Raw genomic sequence first — 23,152 nt, forward strand, 5'->3', positions numbered from 1 at the left:
TCATGTACCTCAACTGCCACTCTTTTCATTCCCTGCGCTACGGCACCATTCCGCTGGATGATCTGATCAGGCAGACAGCCGATTGCGGTGTCACGGCGGCAGCTTTGACCGATATCAATACCGTGACGGGGATTTATGACTTCATAAAAGGCTGTGAAGCCTCGGGCATAAAACCTCTTGTCGGGATAGAATTCCGCTGCAGGCATAAATTTCGTTATATCGGGCTGGCCAAAAATGCCGCGGGGCTTGCCCAGATGAACCGCTTTCTGACCGATCATAATTTCACCGGTGCGCCGCTTCCGGAAAAAGCTCCTGCTTTTGAATCGGTTTATTTTATCTATGCTCTGGAAAATGCACCGGCGCAGCTCGGTGATAATGAATTTATCGGCATCAGGCCTGACCAGCTCTCAAGGCTTTATATGCCAGAGCTAAAAAAGAAGATTTCAAAAATGGTTATCCTGCGACCGGTGGTATTCCGCACCAAAAGGGAATACAACCTGCACAGGATCCTACGCGCCGTTGACCTCAATGAGCTTCTGTCTAAACTCGGGTCTGAGGACTGCTGCCAAAAATCCGACATGATGATTCCCGAAACCGAACTTACAGATTTATATAAAGACTATCCGCTGATCATCCAGAATACACGGTACATTATCGAACACTGCAATTTCCAGTATGATTTCGAGAGCCCTAAAAACAAAAAGCATTACACCAAGAATAAAGCCGGGGACATTGCCCTTTTGACCACCCTTGCAGAAGAAGGTCTGGTATGGCGGTACGGGCGCCATAATCCCGAAGCAAAGGCACGCGTGGAGAAAGAGCTCAAAGTGATCAATGACCTTGAATTCTGCGGCTATTTCCTCATTACATGGGATATCATTCGCTACAGCAACAGCAGGGGTTTTCTGCATATCGGAAGGGGCTCTGGAGCCAACAGCATCATTGCCTACTGTCTGGGAATAACCGATATCTGCCCTTTGGAGCTTGACTTGTATTTCGAACGCTTTCTGAACGAAAACCGCAAAAGCCCTCCCGATTTTGACATCGACTGGTCGTGGAAAGAACGTGATGTGATCCTGAAATACATATTCGACCGCTACGGCTATGAGAATGTGGCATTCTGCGGGACAAATGTTGAGTTTAAATACCGCTCCATTTTCCGTGAAGTAGGCAAGGTTTTCGGCCTGCCGAAAGATGAGCTTGATCTGCTGGCAAAAAATCCCATGAAGCTTCACCAGACCAACTCGATAGTGAGTCTGGTGCAGCAGTACGGCATGATGCTCGAGAAATATCCCAACATGCGAAGCATGCACTCCTGCGGGATTCTGATCTCCGAAGAGCCGCTGACCAATTACACCCCGCTGGAAATGCCTCCAAAAGGATTTCCGATCGTGCTCTTTGACATGCATACGGCAGAGGATATCGGTTTTGACAAATTTGATATCCTGAGCCAGCGCGGAATCGGGCATATTGATGATACCGTAAAAATAATTGAGCAGAACAGAGGTATTCGAATCAATATCCGCGACACGAGATTGTCAAAAAACGAGCAGTCCGCAAACGTGTATCTTGCCCAAGGCAGGACAATCGGGTGTTTCTATATCGAAAGCCCCGCCATGCGCGGACTGCTTCGCCGCCTGAAATGCGACAATTATAAAACCCTTGTGGCCGCCTCTTCCATCATACGCCCCGGAGTGGCGCAGTCGGGAATGATGAAGGAATATATTTTCCGCCACAATAACCCTTCAAAATTTGAGTATTTCCATCCGGTCTTTGAAAAGGAACTCGGGGAAACCTACGGGATTATGGTGTATCAGGAGGACGTAATCAAAATTGCCCTACATTATGGCGGGCTGTCAGCTGCAGATGGAGATATCCTCAGACGTGCCATGTCAGGCAAGGGACGCTCCAAAGCCGCTCTTCAGAAAGTAAAGGACGATTTTTTTGTTGCCGCCTCTGCAAAAGGGCATCCCGAGGAGCTGAGCCGTGAAATCTACCGGCAGATCGAATCCTTTGCTGGCTACTCGTTCTGCAAGGCGCACTCTGCATCCTACGCCGTGGAAAGCTACCAGAGCCTTTACCTGAAGGTGCACTACCCTGTTGAATTTATGGTAGCCGTAATCAATAATCAGGGCGGCTTCTACCGCACTGAAATATATGTTCACGAAGCCAGAATGGCCGGCGCTGTCATACACACCCCTTGTGTGAATAAAAGCCAATATGAGACTTCATTATATGGCACTGATATCTATCTGGGTTTTATGCACCTGCAGGGCCTGGATTCCAAACTCTCCCAGTTTATCGCCTATGAACGCGATAGAAACGGCATTTATAAATCGCTGGAGGATTTCATAAACAGGGTGCCGATGGGCATCGAGAATGTAAAGGTGCTAATTTTCATAGGAGCTTTCCGTTTTACGGGAAAAACCAAAAACCAGCTGCTGGTGCAGGTAAGTCTTCTGATGAATAATTTCAAGCCCGAAAACCGCGGGCTTATGCTCATTGAGCAGCCGGCAAAGGAATTTAAGCTGCCAGTTCTGGAGCGCTCGGTATTTGAGGATGCCTTTGATGAAATCGAACTTTTGAATTTTCCCATATCCTGCACCGTTTTTGATCTGCTGCAGACCAGACACCGTGGGGATGTGATGGTGCGTGATCTTCTGAAATACCATAAAAAGCAAGTCCGCATGCTGGCCTACCTGATCTCGACCAAACAGGTGCCGACAAAAAGGGGAAATATGTATTTCGGAACATGGATCGACCATGAAGGAGCCTATTTTGATACGGCGCATTTCCCTGACAGTCTTGTAAATAATCCTTTTCAGGGAGGCGGCTGCTACCTGCTTTTGGGAACCGTGGAAATTGACTATCATTTTCCTACCATCACCATTTCAAGGATGGCGAAAATGCCTTTTATTCCCGATCCGAGATATTCGGACTCGGACAAGAGGTATACCACACAGCACAATATCAAACAGGATGTCAGCAGCACCCACCGCCAGCCTTATCCGCAGGAGCATGAAATCAATCTGCCGCGCCACAGAATGAAATTCTGATTTTTTTTTATGTAAAGTCCTAAGAATGAATTAAATTTGATAGAGAAGTAAAAAAAGAGAAAGAAAAATAAGCATGCAGCACAGCAGTTTTCTGCTGTTTCTTTTCCAAAGAAGCTTTTTTCGTCGCTCATTTTCTTTTATAAGCCTTTCAATACGCTTGATATCTATTGGGCAGGTTTCCATAAGATGAGTTTTACCAAACTTAAGCGCAAAGAAAAATACAAGAGCCCTTAAAAGGGCAAATTTGTGTCAGGATAAGACATTATTAACAGCCTTAAAACGGAAAATTATGTGTTATTACACCCAGCAGAATGCCTCGATAGAAGACCTAAAAAGACGATTTAATGCGGAACTCGACAACGAGGAGACCTATCTGCAGTCGGATTTTATAAACGGTTTTTCCCATCCCAACATCCCTGTTATACTCAATTCCTCTCCGCACCTTATCACGACGGATTACACTTGGGGGCTTCTGCCTTCGTGGGCAAAAGACATTGAGTTTAGAAAAAATACGCTCAACGCCCGAATCGAATCCATCGACGAGAAAGCATCGTTCAAAAATATAACACATAACCGCTGCCTAATAATCGCTTCAGCTTATTACGAATGGCATTGGAATGACGAAAAAGGAAAAAACAAAGACAAATATCAGATCAATTCGCAGGATGATGAAATCTTCACTTTTGCAGGCTTGTATTCCACGTGGACGGATCCGGTAACCGATGAGATTAAAAACACCTACACCATGGTGACCACCAAGGCCAATAAGATAATGGACTTCGTGCACAACCACAAGCACAGGATGCCAATCATGCTGAAAAAACAGGATGAAACTGCTTGGCTGGACCAGTCGGTTAAAATAGAAGACTTTGCCTTTCCCTATGAAGGGAACCTTATCGCATTTCAAACTAAATAAAATATCGTATTATGGGCAATAAAGTATTTTCTGCAGATCATTTTGTTAAATTCTTTCTGGATGAACTCTATTCCAAAACACATTTCAAATATGAACACAACCCGGAAGTTATGGGGTTCTTTGAAGAAGATGATCCATATACAGACCATATCATGTCTGCTCAGGAACATCTCAAAGAATTTATTTTATCCTCTGTCAAGGATAACTCAGAGAATTTAACACCGGAAGATATTCAAAAACTATATGAGAAAAAAATGGAAGAAGTTTTTGATATTGTGCTGCCTGAAATCGAAAAATACATAAAAGACAAAGTTACTGTTGATGTAATTTGGCCAGATTCCATCAGATTAATTGACGATGGCAATGGCGGATTTAGATATTTTCAGCCGGGAATTGATGACCCCGCTCTTCTGGGCAGTTCAGATAATAGTACTGATATTGACCATGACCAGGAATAGTCACAGATAAATCAAAATGTCTTTCCCATCGGATTGAAGTTTAATTCCATCGGATTTTTCTATTGCTTCGAACAAATATGATCAACCTGTTTTTCAGAAAGCATGTCATAATCTATTGGAAATTCCGTATCAAAATAAAACTCAAAATAACAGTTCTGCTCATTGACTTGCGCCATATCTTCCTCCAAATAATCTTCACAGTGGTCTATCTCAAATCCAAAATATTCTACCATTGCAGCACCTGTGTTGATCAGGGATGTAACAAAATCTATACAAACCTCATTTGGAATGGGTGCTCTGGCAGTAGATAATGTAAGTGTGTGGCTGTACATACTGCATTTTTCTACTAAATTTACAATCATATCACAAATCGCAGTAATTCAATTAATTATCAAACTAAAGCAAAGTATTTGCAATTTAAACGAAGTTCACATTTGACTAAACCTTAATTGTCAATGGAAAGTATTTGATAAATTTTTGTGCCGATACTTGTTCTGTAAATTAAAGTTTCTCCTCCCTTGACAACATATTTCTCGCTGGATTTCCAATCATCCTGATCTTCAACACTAACAGAGTTTGATTCTGCTGAACATAATCCGGCATTTATAAGAAAATTATCTAGTTCCTCTAGACCAATTCCATTAGTTCCGTTTTGACCATAGGCATTATCAGGCAGTTTCAAAAACTCTTCAAGGTCATAGAAATCAATCCTATTGATTATCATTGATGCTTTACAAAATTCCTGATAAGAAAGTTTCTCCTCAATAAAAGCAACAAAAAGTTTTGCTATTAAGGCAGAGGAAACATGATCGTGAGCATTGTTAATTATATGCAGCAATTTACTGCCAACCGATTGTCCATATTTTTTGCTTGAATTAATTCTCAAAACAGCATCTTTCCTTACTTCCATATCAACCTCTGATAATCCCTTAAGAAACGATAGCAGTTTTTTGGTAAACAAATAATTTTGAACTGAAAGTATCGTTTTTCCGGCTCCAATTATAGCTCCAATAACTGGTAGATCTTTTAAGATTCCTTCAACTCCTGAATGCTGATCCAATACCGCTTCTAAAACCTCCGTTGACACCTTACTTAAGTCAGATTCCAACAAAGTCTTTCCTAATGAATTTTCAAACTCATTCTCCTTATCCATATTTTTACAATTGGTAAATTAATGTACTTAACAGATCCTCCTTTAAATACATAAAATATTAAACGTCAGTCTAATTGAGCTTCTGAACTTTTTCGAATAATTCTCTAAGTTCTTCTTCCGACTCACCCAATCCTCCATTACCCAAAATAATTGTAGGATTGGTAGGCATTATTTTTTGAATTTCCGACTCTATATAATCTAGTATAGGCTTAACGATTTTCATGTCTTCTTTAAAACGGGTATCCATCTCATCCACAGAATTAAAATCGCAATACAGAAATTTAGCTAAATTTATTTTCATTTCCAACAGTTCTCCTTCTCCATAAAAGGAAGAATAATCACCATTTAAAACCATTTGACCAATTTTCAAAGCATCGTTTTTGTGGTCTTCAATTGATTCTTTTAAATCTGCTACTGCACCTTCGGTAAGCAGGTCTTTTAAAAAACCTAATTCACTTCTGCTGTAAATTGCTGCAAACTTATTGAACAGATATGGATTTAGTATGGATTTAGTAAATGGGGAAACATCAGTCTTTCCTGAAATAAAGAGTAAAATGTATTTATTTATTTCTTCACCTAAATATTCTACAAAATGTTTAGAAAATTCAGACCTGATTACGGTTAACTTATTAATTAGCTCTGCATCTCTCGTAATCCTTTTATAAAAACCTAAATCATATCCGTAGACATCAAACAAACCAAAATACATTCTTTTTTCTTTTGGGATATGCTGAAGCTTAACACGTAACTTTTCTAAATCTTGATCATTTTTAAAACCAGTAAATTCAGCAAGTACCGTTCTAAGCATATCTTCACTCGCAACTTTTTCAACTTCGAAAAACATAGCTAAGATATCTTTGCTATTTTTTAGTTTCTGATCCAGATCATGCCCGGTAATTGGCTCTATTTTTATTTTACTGAGAATTGAAATAAGATCATCAAAAATATTCTCATATTTTAGATGTTTTAATGATTCATTGTCAGCTAATACTTCTTCCGTCCAAGGCTTTAACAATACCTCATCTATTGCATCTTTATTATAATCAGTTAAAAACTTGGTCGCCGGTTCATTAAATCCTTTTAGTGCGACAAAATAATATGTGAAGTCTTCTAAGTCAGTAATTAAACTTTTATCCTTTATAGCATGAATTGCAAACTTTATAATTTCTCTACCAAGTCCCGGCTTGGTTATTAATCCTTCATATCTTTTACATTGTAATATCCCAACATTCTTTGATTTGAATTGAAGCAATAAATCCCTTCCACGATCACTGCCTCCCTTCATAAGTAAGACCGAATCAATTTTATTCTTGTAGATCCCATTTTCGATATCTTTTTTAAAAATAAAATATGATAGCAGTTCAAATTCTCTGGCTCCTAAATATTCTAGTGGGTAATTTTTACCGCTAAATGCAGGAAATTTTCCAGCAATATTATCTAATTCAACTTTTACTTCGACGTCACTTATAATATCCATTTACAGAGAAAATTTGATTTCAATCAAAAATATGAATTTACATTCAAAGATAGATCTGTTATAATGAAATAATAAAAAAACATTATTAATTCGAAAAAATATAGCCAAGATAGTGCATACAGTAAACAGCAGACATATTGTAGATTGTTCCCCTACCACAATCTGAGCAAACAATTGGCTATTACTTCTACTTTCCCTTTTTTTTCTATAGCGGAACATCTGATTTCTTATGACGAATTAAGATAAATAGTCTTGTTTGTCTGTTCTTTTAGAAACAATGTCGGGAATAGAACCAGACTCACAAGTCTTTTATCATTGACAAATGAGAATATAATTCAGAAGAAAAATGACTTCGCAAGTAAATTCCGTCTTCTATTTCAGCAAAAATCAAATAAAAATTACAGTTTGTGCAACTAATTCGTCATCAATATCTAAATAAATAATTAACTTTCTCACAGTAAATTTCATACACTATGCCATACAACTATTCAAGAACTAACCATAATCCATTATTATACGAGATTGAGCTTACGGTAAATGATCGTAAACTACTTGCATCGCATGTTGGATTATTATTATTAGGAAAACATAGCCATGTCGCAACTATCCTTGCAGCTAAACATCGAAATGTATCCGCTTCTACCGATCAAATGATAAATCGCGCACAAAGACAACTGGTTGTTAAAACAGATGTTGAAAGATGGAAACGTGACGGATGGCTTTTCCAAATGATGACTTGGATATCATTACGTGTGGAACAACACGGTCAAAAACTGATGTTACAGGCCCCTCATACTAACCCCGCACAGCACGGAATAGATGGATTGGGCTTAATATTAACTACGGCTAATACAGTTCAAAATTTAATAATTTCAGAAGATAAATATACTGAAAACCCACGCACCACATTGAAAAATGATGTTTGGCCGGAATTTAATTTATTTGAAACAGGTGAATTCGATAGCCATTTAGTCACCCAGATAACGGTACTTCTTAGCAATTTGAGTGAAGCCGAAATTGACAGGATTATTGAAAACGATATCTATAATATTTCGAATCGAATCTATAGAGCTGGTATAACTCCTAAATCGTCCCATTCAAATGCGAAGAAAAGAAAAAGACTTTTCAAAGGTTACGACAAATGTGTATCTGGAACAAATCACAATAGAAGACAAGCATTAACATTCAGTCAACCTGATATAAGGACATGGATGGATGATTTTTCCGCCGAGATTTATGCATATTTAGAAACACAAAGACCATAAGATGTACAATACTACAACGGAAGAAGTCATTAAAAAAGCTCCTCACATTGAGGGATTAAATACTGAAAATCTACCTCAGTATCTAACGAAAATTTACGCCCGAATTGTTTCAGTTAGAATGTCTTTGGATGGTTCTAAAAAACTTTCGCCAAAGCTAAAAAAAGATATTCACGAGTTAAGAAAACTTGCAAACAATTTAGAGTCATTTACTGTTCTTAGTAAGAAAGACAGCAATCAGGTATCAGCAGCTTTTGTAGCTGGAACTGCGCACAACTTACTTCAACTCATTAGGGATCAAAAATATTCTTTTTCCCCACAAACATTAGAATCTCACAGTGTCCCAAATTGGATTTCCTCAATTTTATTATTTCTAATTGGTGACAGTCCTGCTGATGCCGCAGAAATCGCTGTAAGAATTGCAATTGGGACTGACGATTCCATTAAATTTCAATTATCAAATGCTATTCGTCTTTTAGCTATGGGAAATCTTGGAAGCTTACGAGCACTTGAGCCCGCCACCAGAGATTACAATGATAATGAAATTGACATAGAAGCCGAAGATTATTTGTGGCTTCAGCTATTGTTAGGCCTTCAGCAAATGGCATCAGTACTATTGGGTATTACATCGACCAGGGAAAGCTATTTTAAAAATGTAGTCGACTTGGCATCAATTGATATGACTTTCACGGATATAATAATTAAAAGGTGCTATTCTGCTCCATTTCACTTAGCCACACTACTTGATATTTTAGAGGATCGGCTTTTAAGCAGAGGGGTGATAAATGTAAAAGCACCAGCAGAAACAGTTCCAAAAGAATGGCATATGTTTTTACAAAAGCTTGCTGAATCTAGACCATATCTATGGGAAAATCATTTTGAAGCAGTGCACTCTGGATTCTTGGATTCTGGATGCTCTGCTGTGTTAACTTTTCCCACTGGTGCAGGTAAAACTACAGTAGCTGAGCTAAAAATCGCTTCTACAATTATGGCAGGCAAATCAGTATTGTATTTGGTACCCACACATGCCCTAGAGGATCAAATAAATCGTGATTTAAATACCCTTTTTGATTACATAGATTCAGACAAATTAGAAATTGGTGGTGAATTTACTGATTTTGAAAATGGAGTTCTTGAAACAATTAATGTCATGACACCTGAAAGGTGTCTAACACTTCTAGCAATTAATCCTGAAAGTTTTGAAGATATCGGACTAATTGTTTTTGACGAGTTTCATTTAGTACATGGCCGTGCTGAAAAACTTGATAAAAGAAGTCTCGACGCAATGTATTGCTTACTAAAACTTTTTACTGAAGTTCCAGCAGCAGATTATTTACTAATATCTGCGATGGTTGAAAATGGAGAAGAAATTTCGTCATGGGTGGAACGTGTTATTGGAAGGGAGTGTAAAACTTTTAATTCTGATTGGAAGCCAACCCGACAACTCCAAAGTTGTATAATTTATCCCAAAAATGAAATTAAAGAACTAGAAAAAATTATCTCAGATTTTCGAAGGAATTATAATGGAAAGACTGTGCCAACTAGGCTTAAAACGCAGATTAATTCAACAGCGCATCAGATTTACAGCCTTCGAAATAAATGGGAAGCAGACAAGCCAGATGATTTTTTTGTTAGAAAGCTCTTTAACAAAAAATTTAACCTTGAAGTCAGTCCATATTGGAAAATTACCAGTAATAGAAATGCAGTAGCTAGCGAACTTGCAGCATTTTTTGTAAATGCTGGTATGAAAACTCTTTTATTCGTCAATAATCCTGTCGCTGCAAAAAGCACAGCCCGCAGACTTAATTCAAAACTTGATAAAAAAGATTTAGAATTAGAAACCTTTAACCAGCTAAATCAAGCTAGAATAACGAGTATTGAAATGGAGCTTGGAGATCTGCAATATTCATTCTATAATCCTCTTTTTCAAGTTGCAGTACATCATGGTCTACTTCTACCGATTGAAAGACAATTAAACGAATCACTATTTAAATCTAAGGAAGGAATACACGCAATTGTCGCGACTGCGACTTTGGCGCAAGGTATAAATCTACCAGCCGAAGTAGTTATAATTGCTGGTGACGATCGATTTGATGAAGATACAGATGGATCCGAAAAATTACTAGCTCATGAAATTTTAAATGCAGCAGGAAGAGCAGGAAGAGCTGGCACCGCAGCACAGGGAGTAGCAATATTGGTGCCAGGTCAAATCATAACTTTTGAAAACAAATTAACTGCTCCTACAGACTGGATTGAACTACAAAAAAGAGTATTTGCTAAAAGTGACCAATGCCTTGTAATCAACGATCCCATGACACAGTTTTTAGATGAAGTAACTGCATTTGATGATAATGAGCTGCTATCGCAAAATGTTAATAGCCTCTTATTACGCCTTCATAGTGACGAAACAGAAGAAGCCTCAATAAAAGCAATTTTCAGTAATTCTTTTGCATTTTTTAAAGCAAATTTGGAAGGTGATGATAAAATTTCAGCGAAAATAAATGAACTAATTATAAAGCGGGAAAATCTTTCGCATGATCTTCTATATGACAAGTCAGTTGAAGCAATTAGTCTTAAGACTGGTATCAATCCTAATATTATTGAAAAATTAAGTAAGAGCATATCAGAATTAGACTTGAAACAGATTATCGCTTATTCAGTTTCAGATTGGATTAGTTGGTTCGTTAACTGGCTACAAAGTGATGAAATTTACATTTATGAGATGTTTTCCAGCCCATCAAGTCGCGCACAGTTAGCAAGAGCACTGGGCTTAAAAGTCACAAACTATGACGTCAGCGCAATCAGTAAAAACCTTCATAAAATAGTGCCAATATTTGAGGCATATATTAGCGGCCAAAATTACGAAACTATAAACGAAATGATTCCAGGAAAATCTGACGAGTATTTAAGCAAGTCTAGACATTTCATCTTGAGATTAGTACCGCATAAGAGCTTCGCTCTCGGTATAGTATCATTAACAATCAAGGAAATATTGTTCTCATACGGCTACGAACCAGATGAAATACCCTATGTCATTAAAAACCTAGCTACAATGGTAAAAGAAGGTTTAGATACTGAAGAAAAATTACAATACAAAATTAAACGAAGAACATTAATGCGTGTACAAATACACCGTATGTTTGAAATTTAACAGCTATTTATCAGATAATAAAATACAATTTATAAATAATTAAACATCTAATAATACTTTGGCATGATATAGCATTAATGTGCTTTGCTAATCATTTCATTTTTAAAAGTATATTATGATTCTGATTAAGAAAACTAGAAATTATTTAAAAAAATTACAAATATGAAAAAATACTTTAAAGAAAACATTTTGTTTATAATTTCATTAATATCATTGTTACTTCTGTTATTGCCAATAATGGTCTTTTTATATCATTTTGGCGGAAAACGATTTTCTGATGACCTTGCTCTTTGGGGAACTTTTGGCGATTTTATCGGCGGAACACTCAATACGGTTATTTCTCTCAGCAGTTTAATTATACTTGGTCTTCTTACGCATATTGTTAGTAAACAATCAAATGAAGAAAGCAAAAAAATAAATTTATTAATACGTAAGCTTGATTGTTATGACAAACTAACATCCTTTCTGCCAGAAATAACTGCTATAGGTACTGACTTAATTACGTCAACAGATGTTATTATGAATAAAGATCTAAAAGATGATGTAAGATTAGAACACTTAAAATCATTTCGAAAGTTAACTTTAGTCTTTAGGGAATTTTATCACTTTATACTTACATTCGACAGTAGATTTGGACATTTATTTGAATATAACATGACTTCCGATGATTTTCAGAATTTATTATACAATACAAATAAATTAAATAACTTTTGCGACGCGGTTGTGGCTAGAAAACTGGATACTCACATTATTATTGAAAGTGGGGACGAATTAGCCGTCATGATTCATTATTATAATATTTTAATAGATAATTTAAAGAAAGAATTAAACTAAAAAACATCCCTTAATTAAGATAATTACAAATTTAAAGCTAAAACAATACGAATCCCGTTCAACTTTTTGTAGCAAAATTTGTTTGCCAAAAATGGAGTTACACTGCTTTTAGAAAAATGTATAATCTCTTCATACCAAAGCCAAATGTTTATCGATTCGCATCGATACAAGTTATTTTTCCAATTTTGACAGATAATTTTAAACCTTGTCTCTAGTATTTCGACAAAGTTTACAGAAGTCAAGGGTCTATTAAATAAATTTATTTATTTAGTATTCATTCAGATTCTAGGACTTCAGCGGGGAAAATTACACTCTGCAGGTTCATGCACTTTATAAAACTCACTTCAAAACAATTACAAGAATATACTTTATTACAATACTATACTTATACTTTAATTAGCTGGCCATTTTCTTGCAAGCACGGTATTCTTTACTTTCCATTCCAATTAGAAGGTTTGCATAATGTAGGGCAAAACTGCTTAGACATATACTTGAAATTTTGCTGTAATTCACATCCCAAAATCTCAATAGATAAAGAAAAAGAGCATTAGCTTTAAACCCGACTAAATAGTACCAGTTTTTTTGCGTACAGTATCATTTGCTTTGATGCGGCCATCTGTGACGTTTTGCCACTTTTATTTTTATTAAAATAATACGAAGATCAGTCTACCAATATTCCACATACTTTACTGCTTCATTTTTCATTTCTTTATTGAAACGCAATTTATTTGCTTCTAGTTTTTTCATTCGAAACGGGTGAAAAGGGCAGCCAAGATAGTGTCCCCCGGACGCTGCATGCGCATAACGGCTTCGTGTCCCTCCCCCGCCCTCCGGGACTTATAGCACTCCGCATCCTTAAGCGGTCCACTTGATTCTTGCTTTCTTTTTTCCCGTTTTTTCTTTTGAAAATACTTTTTGGGAGAGAGAGAAAGAGACTTGAAAATTTTACTCACTTAAATTTTAGAATCATGGAAATCATTGGACGACTTACAAAAGATGCCGTAGTAGCAAAAGTAAACGCAGAAAGACAGGTGGTTAATTTCTCAATTGCCGTAAACGACAGCTACAAGCCTAAAAACAGTACCGAGGTTAAAAAAATTGTAACCTACATCGACTGCTCTTACTGGCTCTCGACAGGCGTGGCGCAGTTTCTTAAAAAAGGAACTGCCGTTGAACTGTTCGGACGAATCGGACTGAATGTCTATATCGGAAATGATTCACAGGCGTACGGAAGCCTGACTTTTCACACCTCTAACATCAAGATTATTGCCTTTGTCAGCGATAATGCTTCAGTTCCTAAGCAGAGTAAGGCAGTTTTAAAACAGGATCAAAAAGACCCCGACGACCTGCCTTTCTAAGGTCGGATTTTAAATGTATAAGCCTAAAAAATAATAGTTATGTACGCCTTTTCAAAATCAGTATACGCCGAATATCCTGTAAGCAGGGCATTCAATAAAATCATTCTCTCGGATTTGGAATCTTATGACGGGACTAAAAAGCAGCAGCTCAAATCCTTTTTGGAGGATTTGCAGAGAATGGGATGCATCAGCGGAATGATAGGAGATTTTATCTATCACGCCGACTGTAAAAATTTCTATATCAAACATCTTGATGATTTGGAAAATATCAGGGAAGAAATCGAGGATTCCCTTGGCGAAGCGGTGAAAAACCGCCACCGTCTGCCCCACTACACTTTTATGTGCTGGTTATGCTTCGAGGAATACTGTTTTGACATCTACAGAAGCTCTTTTGAGAAATAGCCTATAATCCTAAAACATCCCTTATGAAAGGTTCAGAAAAATTCAAAACAAGGATAGAGGGTTTCCTGAAAGGGAAATCGCTCTCGGATGCGGCTTTTGCACCGATGCTAGAAAAGGCTTCAAAGAATGTGGAAAACTGCCTTAAATACATCATCTCAGAAGTAAAGAAAACGGGAGAGTGCGCATTTGACGACAGCGAGATTTTCGACATGGCGGTAACATACTACACCGATGACACTATCGGAAACCTCCCCGACATAAGATGCAGAGTGACCACAAATCAGCCTAAAGAGGCTGATTTGTTCTCCGCTCCCGCCCCTATTGCAGAAAATGCCAAACAGGTTATTCCCGATGCACCTGTTCCTGCAACAGACATTCCCTTGCAAAAGACCGCCAAACAGGCACAGACAACCCTAACGCTTTTTGACCTATGACACCAAAAACCATCATCGAAAAACAGATTACAGCGCTCAGCGCATCACTTGCACCTATATCTGCTGATGTGACCGCTTGGGCGGAAAAGACGATTTTCCTTAAATGGGGCGTTCTTTCTCGTGGTAAATTTCATTGTTTGGACTGCTCTCACGCTTGGAAGCCTGACAGCCGTACACCTGAATGCCAGGACTATATCAAATGCACCGCCTGTCAGGGAAAACTTAAGATGCAGCCCTATAACAAAACGCATTTCAAGGAAATTGAATACTCCGCTTTATTGGACACCACAGCAGATTTTCAGGTGGTTCGCATTATCTGTTCCCACAAGCAGATGAAGAAAGGTTTTGCGCCGACCTATTTTCATAAAGAGGTCATGCAGCATTGGATTAATCCTAAAGGAGAAGTGCGCACCATGTCGCTTAGCTGTAATGTATTTTCTCAGGCGTACGACCAATGGAAATATTACTCTCCCCTTGAAATTCGCCCAAAGGATTTTCAGAACTCTACCAAATTTTGCATTGCACCCTACAGGGTTTATCCAAAGCAGAAAGTGGTCAGTTCTCTTAAAAGAAACGGATTTAAAACGGCATTCCATAATATCCCACCGCAGATTCTTTTCTCTGCCCTGCTGAAAGATCCACTTGCTGAAACGCTCTTGAAATTGTCTCAGATTTCTATGCTGAGGTATTATCTGACTTCGCATGAACAGCACCTCAAACAGAACTGGCAGGCGGTAAAAACCTGCCTTAAGCATGGATATGTTATTTCCGACTACGGGATTTGGGAGGATTATATAAGCCTTTTAAGATGGTTCAAAAAAGACCTCAGCTGTGCGTCATATGTCTGTCCTGAAAACCTGCTTGAATCCCACGATAGGCTTGTAAGCAGAAAACGAGCCATTCAGCGAAAAAAATATCTCTTACAGATGCGCTCGGAAATACTTCAGGCGCAGAGTGTTTATGCCGAGGAGAAAAAGGAATTTTTCGGGCTCTGTTTTTCCGAAAAAAAACTGACGGTTTCGGTAATCGAAAATGTACGGGAATTTATGGAAGAGGGCGACAACCTCAGCCACTGCGTGTTTACCAACGAGTACTACAAGAAAAAAAATTCCCTTATACTTTCCGCTAAAGTGGATGACTGCTCTGTGGAAACCATTGAGCTTTCCCTTAAAAATATGGAAATCATCCAGTGCAGGGGATTGAAAAACAATGCATCAAAACACCATAGACAGATATTACGGCTTATGAACCGAAATCTTTACCAGATAAAGGCGCGCATGAAGAAAAAGACAACGACAGCCAAAGAAATTTAAAGCCGGAACTATTCCGGCTTTTTTCTTGCGGAGCAGACACCTTAAAGCCTGGCAGCCTATCTAAGTTTTAAAGCGGTATAGGTCTAGATTAAATACCATCACAAATTTCGGGCACAGCACGCGGTTCGCCTGCAAAAAATTCCCCCATAAATGCGAATCGGGGCTTCGCTTTATTGCGTTGCTTTTTGCGCTCGCTCTGCTCTGCCCGCCAGAAGTGCTGTTATTAATCTTAAATCATTGCACCATGAAAACAGCGGCAGAAACCCAGAAATTGGACATCATTTCAGAAATTGAACTGATATACAGATCAAAAGTCAGCGCATCACAGCGTCCTCAAATAACATCGTCCCGAAGAGCCTACGAACTGGCGCTCCAGAACTGGGACGAAAATAAGATTGAATTTATCGAGCAGTGCAAAATCATGCTGCTCAGCCAGTCCCACAAAGTGCTTGGAATATATGAAATGTCATCAGGAGGCATCGCGGGGACTGTTGTGGATATCCGCCTATTATTCACTGCCGCGCTCAAGGCGGCTGCGGTTAATGTGATCCTTATCCACAATCATCCCTCCGGAAACACGGCTCCTTCTGATGCCGACAGACAGATAACCTCAAAAGCAGTTAAGGCCGGACAGTTTCTTGATGTGAAAATCCTGGATCATCTGATCATTTCATCCGAGTCTTACTACTCATTTGCAGACGACGGCGCCCTCTAGCGCCGTTTTATATAAAAAGAGATTCCGCCGTTCCCACCGCGGCGGATCCTCTTTTTTTCTTTTTCTTAACCATGAACATGTCCGCACTTCTAATATGACAAAGCGTCTGCAGCCTCCCGGATCTGGAGCCCAGTCCTGCCGTTTAAACAGACCTGCGCTGATTTAGGCGCGAAAAAATAATTTGGAACAAAAATTGTTGTATATTTGACATGTTTAAAACTTTTAAAATGAGCAAAATAGAACCAGCTAGAGAAAAAGCCGTAATCAAAGCGCACCGCACCCCGGAAATAGGAAGCGGTCTGGTTAGGATTGCGCACAAAATCAGTTCGGTAAGCTCTGAACCTCAGGTTATAAAAATAGGCGAAAAATATTTTAGAGTTCGCGAACTGGGCTAAAATATGAATATCGCATTTACGACAATCCTGCTGTTTGTTATACTTGCCCCCGGCTTTATTGCCCGAAATGCCTATAATTCTTCAAAATTAAGCGTTAAGGATTACAATAGGAATCTTGTAAATGATTTGACATGGTCGATCATTCCCTCACTGGCCTTCCATACCATTTTTATTGCTGTACTGCACAATGCCACTAGCTACTGCGTCGACTTTGAACAGCTGGGCAATCTTATTCTGGCAGTGCCGGCTAAATCGGAGGACAGCTTCAGACAGCTCGGAAATTTCAAGTACGCCATCTTTTCCTACAACTTCATTCTATTTGTCCTGTCTTTTTTTGCGGGTCTCGGACTTAGGGAATTTGTAAGGAAGCGCCACATCGATAGAAAAGTCCGATACTTCAGATTCTCCAATAAATGGCATTACATCTTTACCGGAGAATGTCTTGATTTTCCCGACGTGCCGGACCAGTATGAAGAGATAACCGATAAGATAATAAATGTTTTGTGTAAAGTGAACGGCAGAAGTGTCCTGTATACAGGAGAATATTTTAATTACTACATAGACAGCAAGGGAGACCTTGAAGCGGTGCACCTGCGAAATCCCATACGCAGATATCTCGAAAACGATAACGATCCGGAGCAGCAGTATTACGTGATCTCAAGCAGGTATCTGGTAATTCCAAACTCGGATATCATTAATATCAATTTCCGCTATCTTTCCATGCAGGAAATTGACGAAACCGAAATCACCGCATCGGAAAGACAAAACCTGATTGAACTTGCTCCAGGGGAAAACCTATAAAAGCGCAGAGCTTTTTAAACCAAAGCAATATCAGATCTAACTTCTTTTTCCAATAATAAATATCTTTTCATAAGGCCGCATTGCAAAAATTGCACTAAAATAAATCAGCTTCACTGCAAATGTAAAGACATAAAATTTAAAAGACTTTAAGAATGTTCAATAGACCAATAGACAGCAGTATCAGATCCGTAGTGGTTACCAGTCTGAAAGCCGCCAAAAAAAAAGCTGAAAATCATTATAAAGGAAATATCACCAAAAAAATAAACGGACTTGATATTTTTGAAAGTCTGAAAATTATCGATCAGGAATTTAAGCTGGTCAAGCGAAAAGTCAAGAAATCAAAATATCCCTTCTATATTGAAAACTGTACTTCTGCCGAATGGCTGGTTTCACAATTCGCAAGCCGTGCGTACCTTTTGAATATTGATGAAACTAAGGATTTAAAAAAAGCGCTGTTCCTTGGCATCTATAGAAATAAACTGCGCATCCAGAGAAATGAACTCTTGGCAGACAGTCCGGTCTATACTTACGAAAAATTCGTTAATGGGGAAATTAACAGCTTCTTTCATCACTACCCGCAATATCGCAATTTAAGCGAGGAAGACTTTTACAAGATTATCAAATGGCAGTCGGAAAACGTAATTGCCATCATAAGCTATGAGAGCTCTATGCTTATAAAGAAAATCCAGCAGAAGTGCCTTGGCATTGATGACCCTTTTTATTTTATAATGCTGCAGAAAACAGTTATAGACAATCTTATAAATTACACAGGGAATGACGCCAATGATCTTAAAATTTTACTTTCCCAATTGTATATTTTTGAAGACTTTAACCTCGATGAATTTAAAAATGATGCTTTACTGGAAAACTACAGGTCTTTTGCAAATAATGAGTTCCACTGGAATAAAGCCGACTACAATTCCATTAAAAAGCTATCGGATGTTATGCAGGGCGGGCCGGAAAAAGTTTTCACCAATGAATTTTTAGTTTTCCATACTGTAGAAAAAATTGGTTTTTGGCTTGACTCGCTCGTAAATGAATCGCAGATACAGAAAACCTATATTCTTCCTGATTATGAAAAAGAACTGGAAAAGGTCCAGCGTGAAGCAGCTCAAGAAATAGAGAACTTAGCCGACGCAATGTATAATTATATCAACGATGAGGAGAACAGCGAAAAAGAAGTTAAAAATTATCTCTTAAAATTATATGATGCCAATCGAATCAGGTATAATAAAATAAAAGAAAAAGATATTCTTCACATGCTTGCCGATGACAGAAAGCATGTGCTGATAAACTATTTTACAACCAATGCCTTCTTTAGAAACAACATAGGAGAAACTGGAGAAAATCTTAGGGAATTGATTATTGTACGCGAACTTGCTTGGGAAATACTGGTCGCACATAATAACTTTTTTGACAACAAAAATATTTTCATCACATTGGACAATGACTTCAGTGACATTAACATGCTGATAAATAAGATGGTCCTAAATAAAAAACTTTATAAGGCCGGAAAAAAAGCACAAATGGACTTTTTTTCAAATTACGACAAATACGGTATGCCGATCGATTATCACTTTCAAAATGTGCACGAAGAACTGCAAAAAGTATTTACCATTGCATTGAATAAACTTCAAAAAATATTGGATAACGCCGAGCCTAGTAAAAAAGTAATGTATCTCCAAAGCAGGATTAAAGAAATAAAGCAGAGGGAACTTTTATTCAAGCAGTACCAGGATGAAAGCGATTTTAAATATGCAGTGGATAAATATTCCGTTTTATTCAAAGAATTTTTAACCATCGAAGCTGACTTTTTGAAAGAAACCCTCAATACACAGCCAATAGCCTTTGAGCTGAAACAGCCAAAAACGTTAGAGATCAAGCCTGAATTTGACACCGTTTCAAATAAAAAAAATCAAAAATTCATCAAGCAGCTTCTCGAAGATTTAGGCCTGACCATAGACGGCAGAGCAAATATAAGTGAAAGGAAAAAAGGAGCAGTTAGAGGAATCGTTGAGGCATTAAAAGAAAGCAAAATTTTACCTGATAGAAGCCTTGAAGTTTTATGTAAAATTATCGCCGATGAAATAGGTCTGCAAATAAATTCAAAACTAGACATATCAAACATATCCGAACAGTATAAAGAAGAGGCAGAAAAATACATTTCTGAAAATTACACACGATAATTCCAATTCCAGATATTCTCATCTATAAGGTTTTATAAGGTCAGCCTTATAACGTTGTATCATCTTCTAAATATTTGCAATGTCTAACAAAGTAAATATTACAGATCATGAGAATAAAAAAGTTAAAAAACAAAAAATGCAATCGTCGCAATAAACATTCGCTAGGAATCAAGAAAAGCCAAAATTCTATATCTAATAAGGCTCTTAATATTTTTGATAAATTATTCCAAAAATTTAATCTTAAATATTCAATTTCTCTTGATCAGATAAAAATTATACTTCTTGTCCTTAAAATAATTTTAGAGTTATCAAATTGATGGTTTTTCACAAAAAAGCTGAAGCAGACTTTTTAGTTATCCACTAATTAAAAGTAAAACATCCTAAAATAATTTTGAGCTTAAAAGATGACTTTTGTTCTGGACTTGATGCCAATTCTGCCACAAAAAGCTAAGGCGTATTCCTGATTTTTTTCTCCTACGAGCTTCTCTGTAAAAACCTGACAAGGTCCTGATTCTGATAATCATTGTAGGAAGCAGGAACCCGTCAGGGTTATCTATTACTTTTAGCCAGACTCAGCAGTTTATATGTTTAATCCAGGTGATTGATTTCCACTTTATCTATAACCCCGTTGAAGTGATTGGCTTCCCCTTTTTGGTAAGCGTCGCTCACTGTAGAAAATTCATCCATCCCGCAGTCCATTCCATCTAGGCTATATACGTACGGAGGCGTACTTTCAATTCTTTCCTCTCCCGTTTTTTTATCGTCAATGTTATGCGTTATTGTTCCTCCTTTTCCTAAACCTCCGCCGTCATATTTAAAAACACTTTTTATGCTATGTTTTCCTGTAGAAAGTTTTTCTGTAGAAACAACCGCCTTAAGATACACCTGAATATTGTTTCATTCAAAAAAATCAAATGTACTTTTCAAATAATTAAAATTTCGGATTTGCCAAAACATCCAAAATACAAGACCATTTTCAAATTAAATCAACTGTCCAAATCTCTTGTAGCAAATATTAGCAGAAGTTTTTTCTAAATCATTGTCATGTGGTCCCCATTTTTTACCATTCCAGTTAAGTCTATTTTGAAATCATCTTTAACTCTTTTTGCAAACTGAAAAGGATCAACCTCTTTTAATATTAAAATTTGTCTTGTTAAACGAGGATAATATAATGTCCCAAAATTACCCATCGGAAAATGTATTCCAATAGCTGGCTGATAAGGATTATTGGATATTAAATAACTATATGAATAAGCTCCTGTTTTAGCATCCCCAAATGGTATCGGGATAGTTTGATTTCCTTGAATTGTTACTGAAGTTGGTTGTCCAATGGAAATTGACATTTTCATTAAATATTCTAATCCTCTTTGGGTTGTATGTACAGTTATATGAAATCCTCCAATACTTTCTATACTTCTGCTTGAAATAACTTCTTCGAATGCTTTAGAATGGATATCAATAATATGTTTAAAATCAGTACTTTTCAAATTTGGTAAAAAGTTTTGTTGATATAAATTTAACCCCGAAATATCGCCAATCCAATGATTTTGATTTGAAGGCACAATCTCACCATTTGAAATTTTATAAAGCAAAGGTTGATTTTCTAATGCGCCAATTAAAAAGTCAGTTTCATAATTTGAGCTTTTATTTATGTCGAGGAGCAACTTTTTTATTTTGTCTATCGTTAGTTCTTCTAGTTTATAAACTTGTTCAATTGCTTCTTGAGCGGTATCAACTCCGCCAGCATATGAAAAGCAAAGTCTTGGATGTAAAATGATTGTTTTTAATAAGCCTGAAAAAATATTATTTCTATTAGAGGGAATATTTGGGTCAGTGATTTTTGAATCACTGTCAATTCTTAATGAGCCTTGAACTATTTTTCCGATTACTAATGTCATTTTTTAAAATGTTTGCTAACGTCTTTCCTACAGTGGGTTTACAACTAAATAATCCTATTCTTCGGATTTGCCAAATCTGTTCAAATACAAAAAAACATCTTATTACCCAAATTCGTTGTCGCTTTTGGTGATAGTTATTTTTTAGTCAATTCAGAGTCGGTTATTTCAATTTCTTGAGTTGTACCAGATTTGCTCGCTGAATTCGTAGATCCGCAATTTATTACTATAAAATAATAAGTCTTATTATTGAATTGAAATGATGGAGGAAAAACTTTAGTTGGTTCAGAAAACTTAAAATTAATTTCAACCTCCTCCATATTAAAAATGACCAAAAAACCAACATCTTTATTATAATCGTTAGTGTATTTTATAATTTGAGAGAAACCATCTTTAATTCGGTCCTTACCATATTTTTTTGTTCTATCAAATATTTTAATTTCAATTATTAAAGGGTCGTTTGTTTCAATTTCACCAATTACGTCCGCACGACCCGAAGCAGATAATGGAGTAGAGAAAGGATAATCAATACCTTGATCAAATAAAAATAATCTTAAATCATCTTCAAGTATTTGCTCATAATTTTTTGTTGCGGTTTTGTAAGCTGATAAAATACTATTCTGCGTAAACCATTCTGTTCTTTTTTTATATTTTTCTAAAAGGTAGATAGTTGAATTTAACTTTTCAAATTTATCGTGTAAATAGTAAATAATAGGAGAGATATATTCTTCTATTATTTTAGTTTTTGTGTCATCAAAATCACGACCTTTAAAAAACATGTTATTATGTATATTGTAATTTCCACTTTTTTCAATAAAGTACTTTAAAAACTGATAACAGTGTGCAGACTGATGAGTTTCATTTTCAAAAATTAGCTCGTGAGATCGATATGAATTTGTTCTGCTATTAAAATCTTCCTGTGATAAAAAATACTCTTTTATTGAATCATTTATCAAGGCGTGAATTTGAAGATTATTATCAAAATTACTTAAAATATATTTTAATTGAAATCCAAATTGCTCATAAGTGGATCTATATAAACGGTTTTTCCATTCTTGCAAGTTAGTTCGAAGATTGTGGTTTGCATAATTCATTTACCAAAGTTTTTAAATAAGTCATTTAATTTTTTAAGTGAGTTGTTCATTTTATCGATTCCAATATGAACTGAAGCGTCCGAATCTTTTAATAAAATAGAAATTTTACAGTTGTGACAAAAAACTGTTTTTTCAGTTTTTACATCAATTAATTGTACTTCATCTGAATAACCACAGTTGGGACATTCAAATTCAACCCAAATTTTATTGAAATTTATCATTTCTTTTTTATTTATAAATCCTTTTTTTAGG

21 protein-coding genes are annotated in these 23,152 nt (G+C 36.9%); 14 read left to right on the top strand and 7 right to left on the bottom strand.

The window, feature by feature from the left end; translation table 11 throughout:
• Window positions 1-2 precede the first annotated feature (2 nt).
• The 3 genes from FJOH_RS18450 to FJOH_RS18460 all read left to right on the top strand — a co-directional run bounded on the left by FJOH_RS18450 (window position 3) and on the right by FJOH_RS18460 (window position 4,430).
• Window positions 3-3,056 (top strand): DNA polymerase III subunit alpha, encoded by a 3,054-nt coding sequence (locus tag FJOH_RS18450; RefSeq protein ID WP_012025550.1) that lies wholly within the window; start codon window positions 3-5, stop codon window positions 3,054-3,056.
• 289 nt (window positions 3,057-3,345) lie between these two features.
• Entirely contained in the window at window positions 3,346-3,972 is a 627-nt protein-coding gene (locus FJOH_RS18455; protein WP_012025551.1) for an SOS response-associated peptidase, read from the top strand.
• 11 nt (window positions 3,973-3,983) lie between these two features.
• On the top strand, window positions 3,984-4,430 hold the full coding sequence (locus FJOH_RS18460; protein ID WP_012025552.1) for a hypothetical protein: 447 nt from the start codon (window positions 3,984-3,986) through the stop codon (window positions 4,428-4,430).
• Window positions 4,431-4,489: 59 nt separating this feature from the next.
• Here FJOH_RS18460 and FJOH_RS18465 read toward each other — a convergent pair whose 3' ends face one another.
• The 3 genes from FJOH_RS18465 to FJOH_RS18475 form a co-directional block, all read right to left on the bottom strand.
• Entirely contained in the window at window positions 4,490-4,762 is a 273-nt protein-coding gene (locus FJOH_RS18465; RefSeq protein WP_123875703.1) for a hypothetical protein, read from the bottom strand.
• A 113-nt stretch (window positions 4,763-4,875) separates the two neighbouring features.
• The gene (locus tag FJOH_RS18470) at window positions 4,876-5,583 is read right to left on the bottom strand and encodes a hypothetical protein (protein WP_012025554.1); all 708 of its coding nucleotides are present in this window, start codon (window positions 5,581-5,583) and stop codon (window positions 4,876-4,878) included.
• A 70-nt stretch (window positions 5,584-5,653) separates the two neighbouring features.
• Window positions 5,654-7,060: a hypothetical protein gene (locus FJOH_RS18475; protein ID WP_012025555.1), complete on the bottom strand. Its 1,407-nt coding sequence runs from the start codon at window positions 7,058-7,060 to the stop codon at window positions 5,654-5,656.
• A gap of 473 nt (window positions 7,061-7,533) precedes the next feature.
• Here FJOH_RS18475 and FJOH_RS18480 point away from each other — a divergent pair, with 473 nt between their 5' ends.
• From FJOH_RS18480 to FJOH_RS18535, 11 genes are all read left to right on the top strand, one after another.
• Complete coding sequence (locus FJOH_RS18480; protein WP_012025556.1) at window positions 7,534-8,325, top strand: hypothetical protein; 792 nt, start codon at window positions 7,534-7,536, stop codon at window positions 8,323-8,325.
• Window position 8,326: 1 nt separating this feature from the next.
• Entirely contained in the window at window positions 8,327-11,473 is a 3,147-nt protein-coding gene (locus FJOH_RS18485) for a DEAD/DEAH box helicase (RefSeq protein WP_012025557.1), read from the top strand.
• Window positions 11,474-11,635: 162 nt separating this feature from the next.
• Entirely contained in the window at window positions 11,636-12,307 is a 672-nt protein-coding gene (locus tag FJOH_RS26310) for a hypothetical protein (protein WP_012025558.1), read from the top strand.
• Window positions 12,308-13,275: 968 nt separating this feature from the next.
• Window positions 13,276-13,665, top strand: coding sequence for a single-stranded DNA-binding protein (locus tag FJOH_RS18500; RefSeq protein ID WP_012025559.1), 390 nt, complete (start codon window positions 13,276-13,278; stop codon window positions 13,663-13,665).
• A 39-nt stretch (window positions 13,666-13,704) separates the two neighbouring features.
• Complete coding sequence (locus tag FJOH_RS18505) at window positions 13,705-14,067, top strand: DUF7222 domain-containing protein (protein ID WP_012025560.1); 363 nt, start codon at window positions 13,705-13,707, stop codon at window positions 14,065-14,067.
• 23 nt (window positions 14,068-14,090) lie between these two features.
• On the top strand, window positions 14,091-14,501 hold the full coding sequence (locus FJOH_RS18510) for a Cas9 inhibitor AcrIIA9 family protein (protein WP_012025561.1): 411 nt from the start codon (window positions 14,091-14,093) through the stop codon (window positions 14,499-14,501).
• The gene (locus tag FJOH_RS18515; protein ID WP_012025562.1) at window positions 14,498-15,814 is read left to right on the top strand and encodes a PcfJ domain-containing protein; all 1,317 of its coding nucleotides are present in this window, start codon (window positions 14,498-14,500) and stop codon (window positions 15,812-15,814) included. Before FJOH_RS18510 ends, FJOH_RS18515 begins: the two co-directional genes overlap by 4 nt.
• A gap of 244 nt (window positions 15,815-16,058) precedes the next feature.
• Entirely contained in the window at window positions 16,059-16,529 is a 471-nt protein-coding gene (locus tag FJOH_RS18520; RefSeq protein WP_012025563.1) for a JAB domain-containing protein, read from the top strand.
• A 227-nt stretch (window positions 16,530-16,756) separates the two neighbouring features.
• Window positions 16,757-16,924, top strand: coding sequence for a hypothetical protein (locus FJOH_RS27025; protein WP_158598121.1), 168 nt, complete (start codon window positions 16,757-16,759; stop codon window positions 16,922-16,924).
• Between the two features lie 3 nt (window positions 16,925-16,927).
• Window positions 16,928-17,725 carry a hypothetical protein gene (locus tag FJOH_RS18530; protein ID WP_012025564.1) on the top strand — a complete coding sequence of 266 codons (798 nt, stop codon included), beginning with the start codon at window positions 16,928-16,930 and terminating at the stop codon, window positions 17,723-17,725.
• A gap of 152 nt (window positions 17,726-17,877) precedes the next feature.
• On the top strand, window positions 17,878-19,911 hold the full coding sequence (locus tag FJOH_RS18535) for a hypothetical protein (RefSeq protein ID WP_012025565.1): 2,034 nt from the start codon (window positions 17,878-17,880) through the stop codon (window positions 19,909-19,911).
• Between the two features lie 588 nt (window positions 19,912-20,499).
• Here the strand turns inward: FJOH_RS18535 and FJOH_RS18545 are convergent.
• The 4 genes from FJOH_RS18545 to FJOH_RS18560 all read right to left on the bottom strand — a co-directional run bounded on the left by FJOH_RS18545 (window position 20,500) and on the right by FJOH_RS18560 (window position 23,121).
• Window positions 20,500-20,796, bottom strand: a complete 297-nt coding sequence (locus FJOH_RS18545) for a hypothetical protein (RefSeq protein WP_012025566.1) — start codon at window positions 20,794-20,796, stop codon at window positions 20,500-20,502.
• Between the two features lie 146 nt (window positions 20,797-20,942).
• Window positions 20,943-21,809: a hypothetical protein gene (locus tag FJOH_RS18550; RefSeq protein ID WP_012025567.1), complete on the bottom strand. Its 867-nt coding sequence runs from the start codon at window positions 21,807-21,809 to the stop codon at window positions 20,943-20,945.
• A gap of 134 nt (window positions 21,810-21,943) precedes the next feature.
• Complete coding sequence (locus FJOH_RS18555; protein WP_012025568.1) at window positions 21,944-22,900, bottom strand: hypothetical protein; 957 nt, start codon at window positions 22,898-22,900, stop codon at window positions 21,944-21,946.
• Window positions 22,897-23,121 (bottom strand): hypothetical protein, encoded by a 225-nt coding sequence (locus FJOH_RS18560; RefSeq protein ID WP_044047871.1) that lies wholly within the window; start codon window positions 23,119-23,121, stop codon window positions 22,897-22,899. The genes FJOH_RS18555 and FJOH_RS18560 overlap by 4 nt, the downstream gene beginning before the upstream one ends.
• Between the last annotated feature and the right edge of the window lie 31 nt (window positions 23,122-23,152).

Source organism: Flavobacterium johnsoniae UW101 (assembly GCF_000016645.1).
GTDB classification, from domain to species: domain Bacteria; phylum Bacteroidota; class Bacteroidia; order Flavobacteriales; family Flavobacteriaceae; genus Flavobacterium; species Flavobacterium johnsoniae.

Bases quoted from the DNA above. Each gene is read 5' to 3' on its own strand.
- FJOH_RS18485 (WP_012025557.1), top strand. From the start codon at position 8,327: ATGTACAATACTACAACGGAAGAAGTCATTAAAAAAGCTCCTCACATT.
- FJOH_RS18505 (WP_012025560.1), top strand. From the start codon at position 13,705: ATGTACGCCTTTTCAAAATCAGTATACGCCGAATATCCTGTAAGCAGG.
- FJOH_RS18500 (WP_012025559.1), top strand. From the start codon at position 13,276: ATGGAAATCATTGGACGACTTACAAAAGATGCCGTAGTAGCAAAAGTA.
- FJOH_RS18470 (WP_012025554.1), bottom strand. From the start codon at position 5,583: ATGGATAAGGAGAATGAGTTTGAAAATTCATTAGGAAAGACTTTGTTG.
- FJOH_RS18560 (WP_044047871.1), bottom strand. From the start codon at position 23,121: ATGATAAATTTCAATAAAATTTGGGTTGAATTTGAATGTCCCAACTGT.
- FJOH_RS27025 (WP_158598121.1), top strand. From the start codon at position 16,757: ATGAGCAAAATAGAACCAGCTAGAGAAAAAGCCGTAATCAAAGCGCAC.
- FJOH_RS18480 (WP_012025556.1), top strand. From the start codon at position 7,534: ATGCCATACAACTATTCAAGAACTAACCATAATCCATTATTATACGAG.
- FJOH_RS18530 (WP_012025564.1), top strand. From the start codon at position 16,928: ATGAATATCGCATTTACGACAATCCTGCTGTTTGTTATACTTGCCCCC.
- FJOH_RS18450 (WP_012025550.1), top strand. From the start codon at position 3: ATGTACCTCAACTGCCACTCTTTTCATTCCCTGCGCTACGGCACCATT.
- FJOH_RS18460 (WP_012025552.1), top strand. From the start codon at position 3,984: ATGGGCAATAAAGTATTTTCTGCAGATCATTTTGTTAAATTCTTTCTG.
- FJOH_RS18535 (WP_012025565.1), top strand. From the start codon at position 17,878: ATGTTCAATAGACCAATAGACAGCAGTATCAGATCCGTAGTGGTTACC.
- FJOH_RS18455 (WP_012025551.1), top strand. From the start codon at position 3,346: ATGTGTTATTACACCCAGCAGAATGCCTCGATAGAAGACCTAAAAAGA.
- FJOH_RS26310 (WP_012025558.1), top strand. From the start codon at position 11,636: ATGAAAAAATACTTTAAAGAAAACATTTTGTTTATAATTTCATTAATA.
- FJOH_RS18550 (WP_012025567.1), bottom strand. From the start codon at position 21,809: ATGACATTAGTAATCGGAAAAATAGTTCAAGGCTCATTAAGAATTGAC.
- FJOH_RS18510 (WP_012025561.1), top strand. From the start codon at position 14,091: ATGAAAGGTTCAGAAAAATTCAAAACAAGGATAGAGGGTTTCCTGAAA.
- FJOH_RS18475 (WP_012025555.1), bottom strand. From the start codon at position 7,060: ATGGATATTATAAGTGACGTCGAAGTAAAAGTTGAATTAGATAATATT.
- FJOH_RS18465 (WP_123875703.1), bottom strand. From the start codon at position 4,762: ATGTACAGCCACACACTTACATTATCTACTGCCAGAGCACCCATTCCA.
- FJOH_RS18555 (WP_012025568.1), bottom strand. From the start codon at position 22,900: ATGAATTATGCAAACCACAATCTTCGAACTAACTTGCAAGAATGGAAA.
- FJOH_RS18520 (WP_012025563.1), top strand. From the start codon at position 16,059: ATGAAAACAGCGGCAGAAACCCAGAAATTGGACATCATTTCAGAAATT.
- FJOH_RS18515 (WP_012025562.1), top strand. From the start codon at position 14,498: ATGACACCAAAAACCATCATCGAAAAACAGATTACAGCGCTCAGCGCA.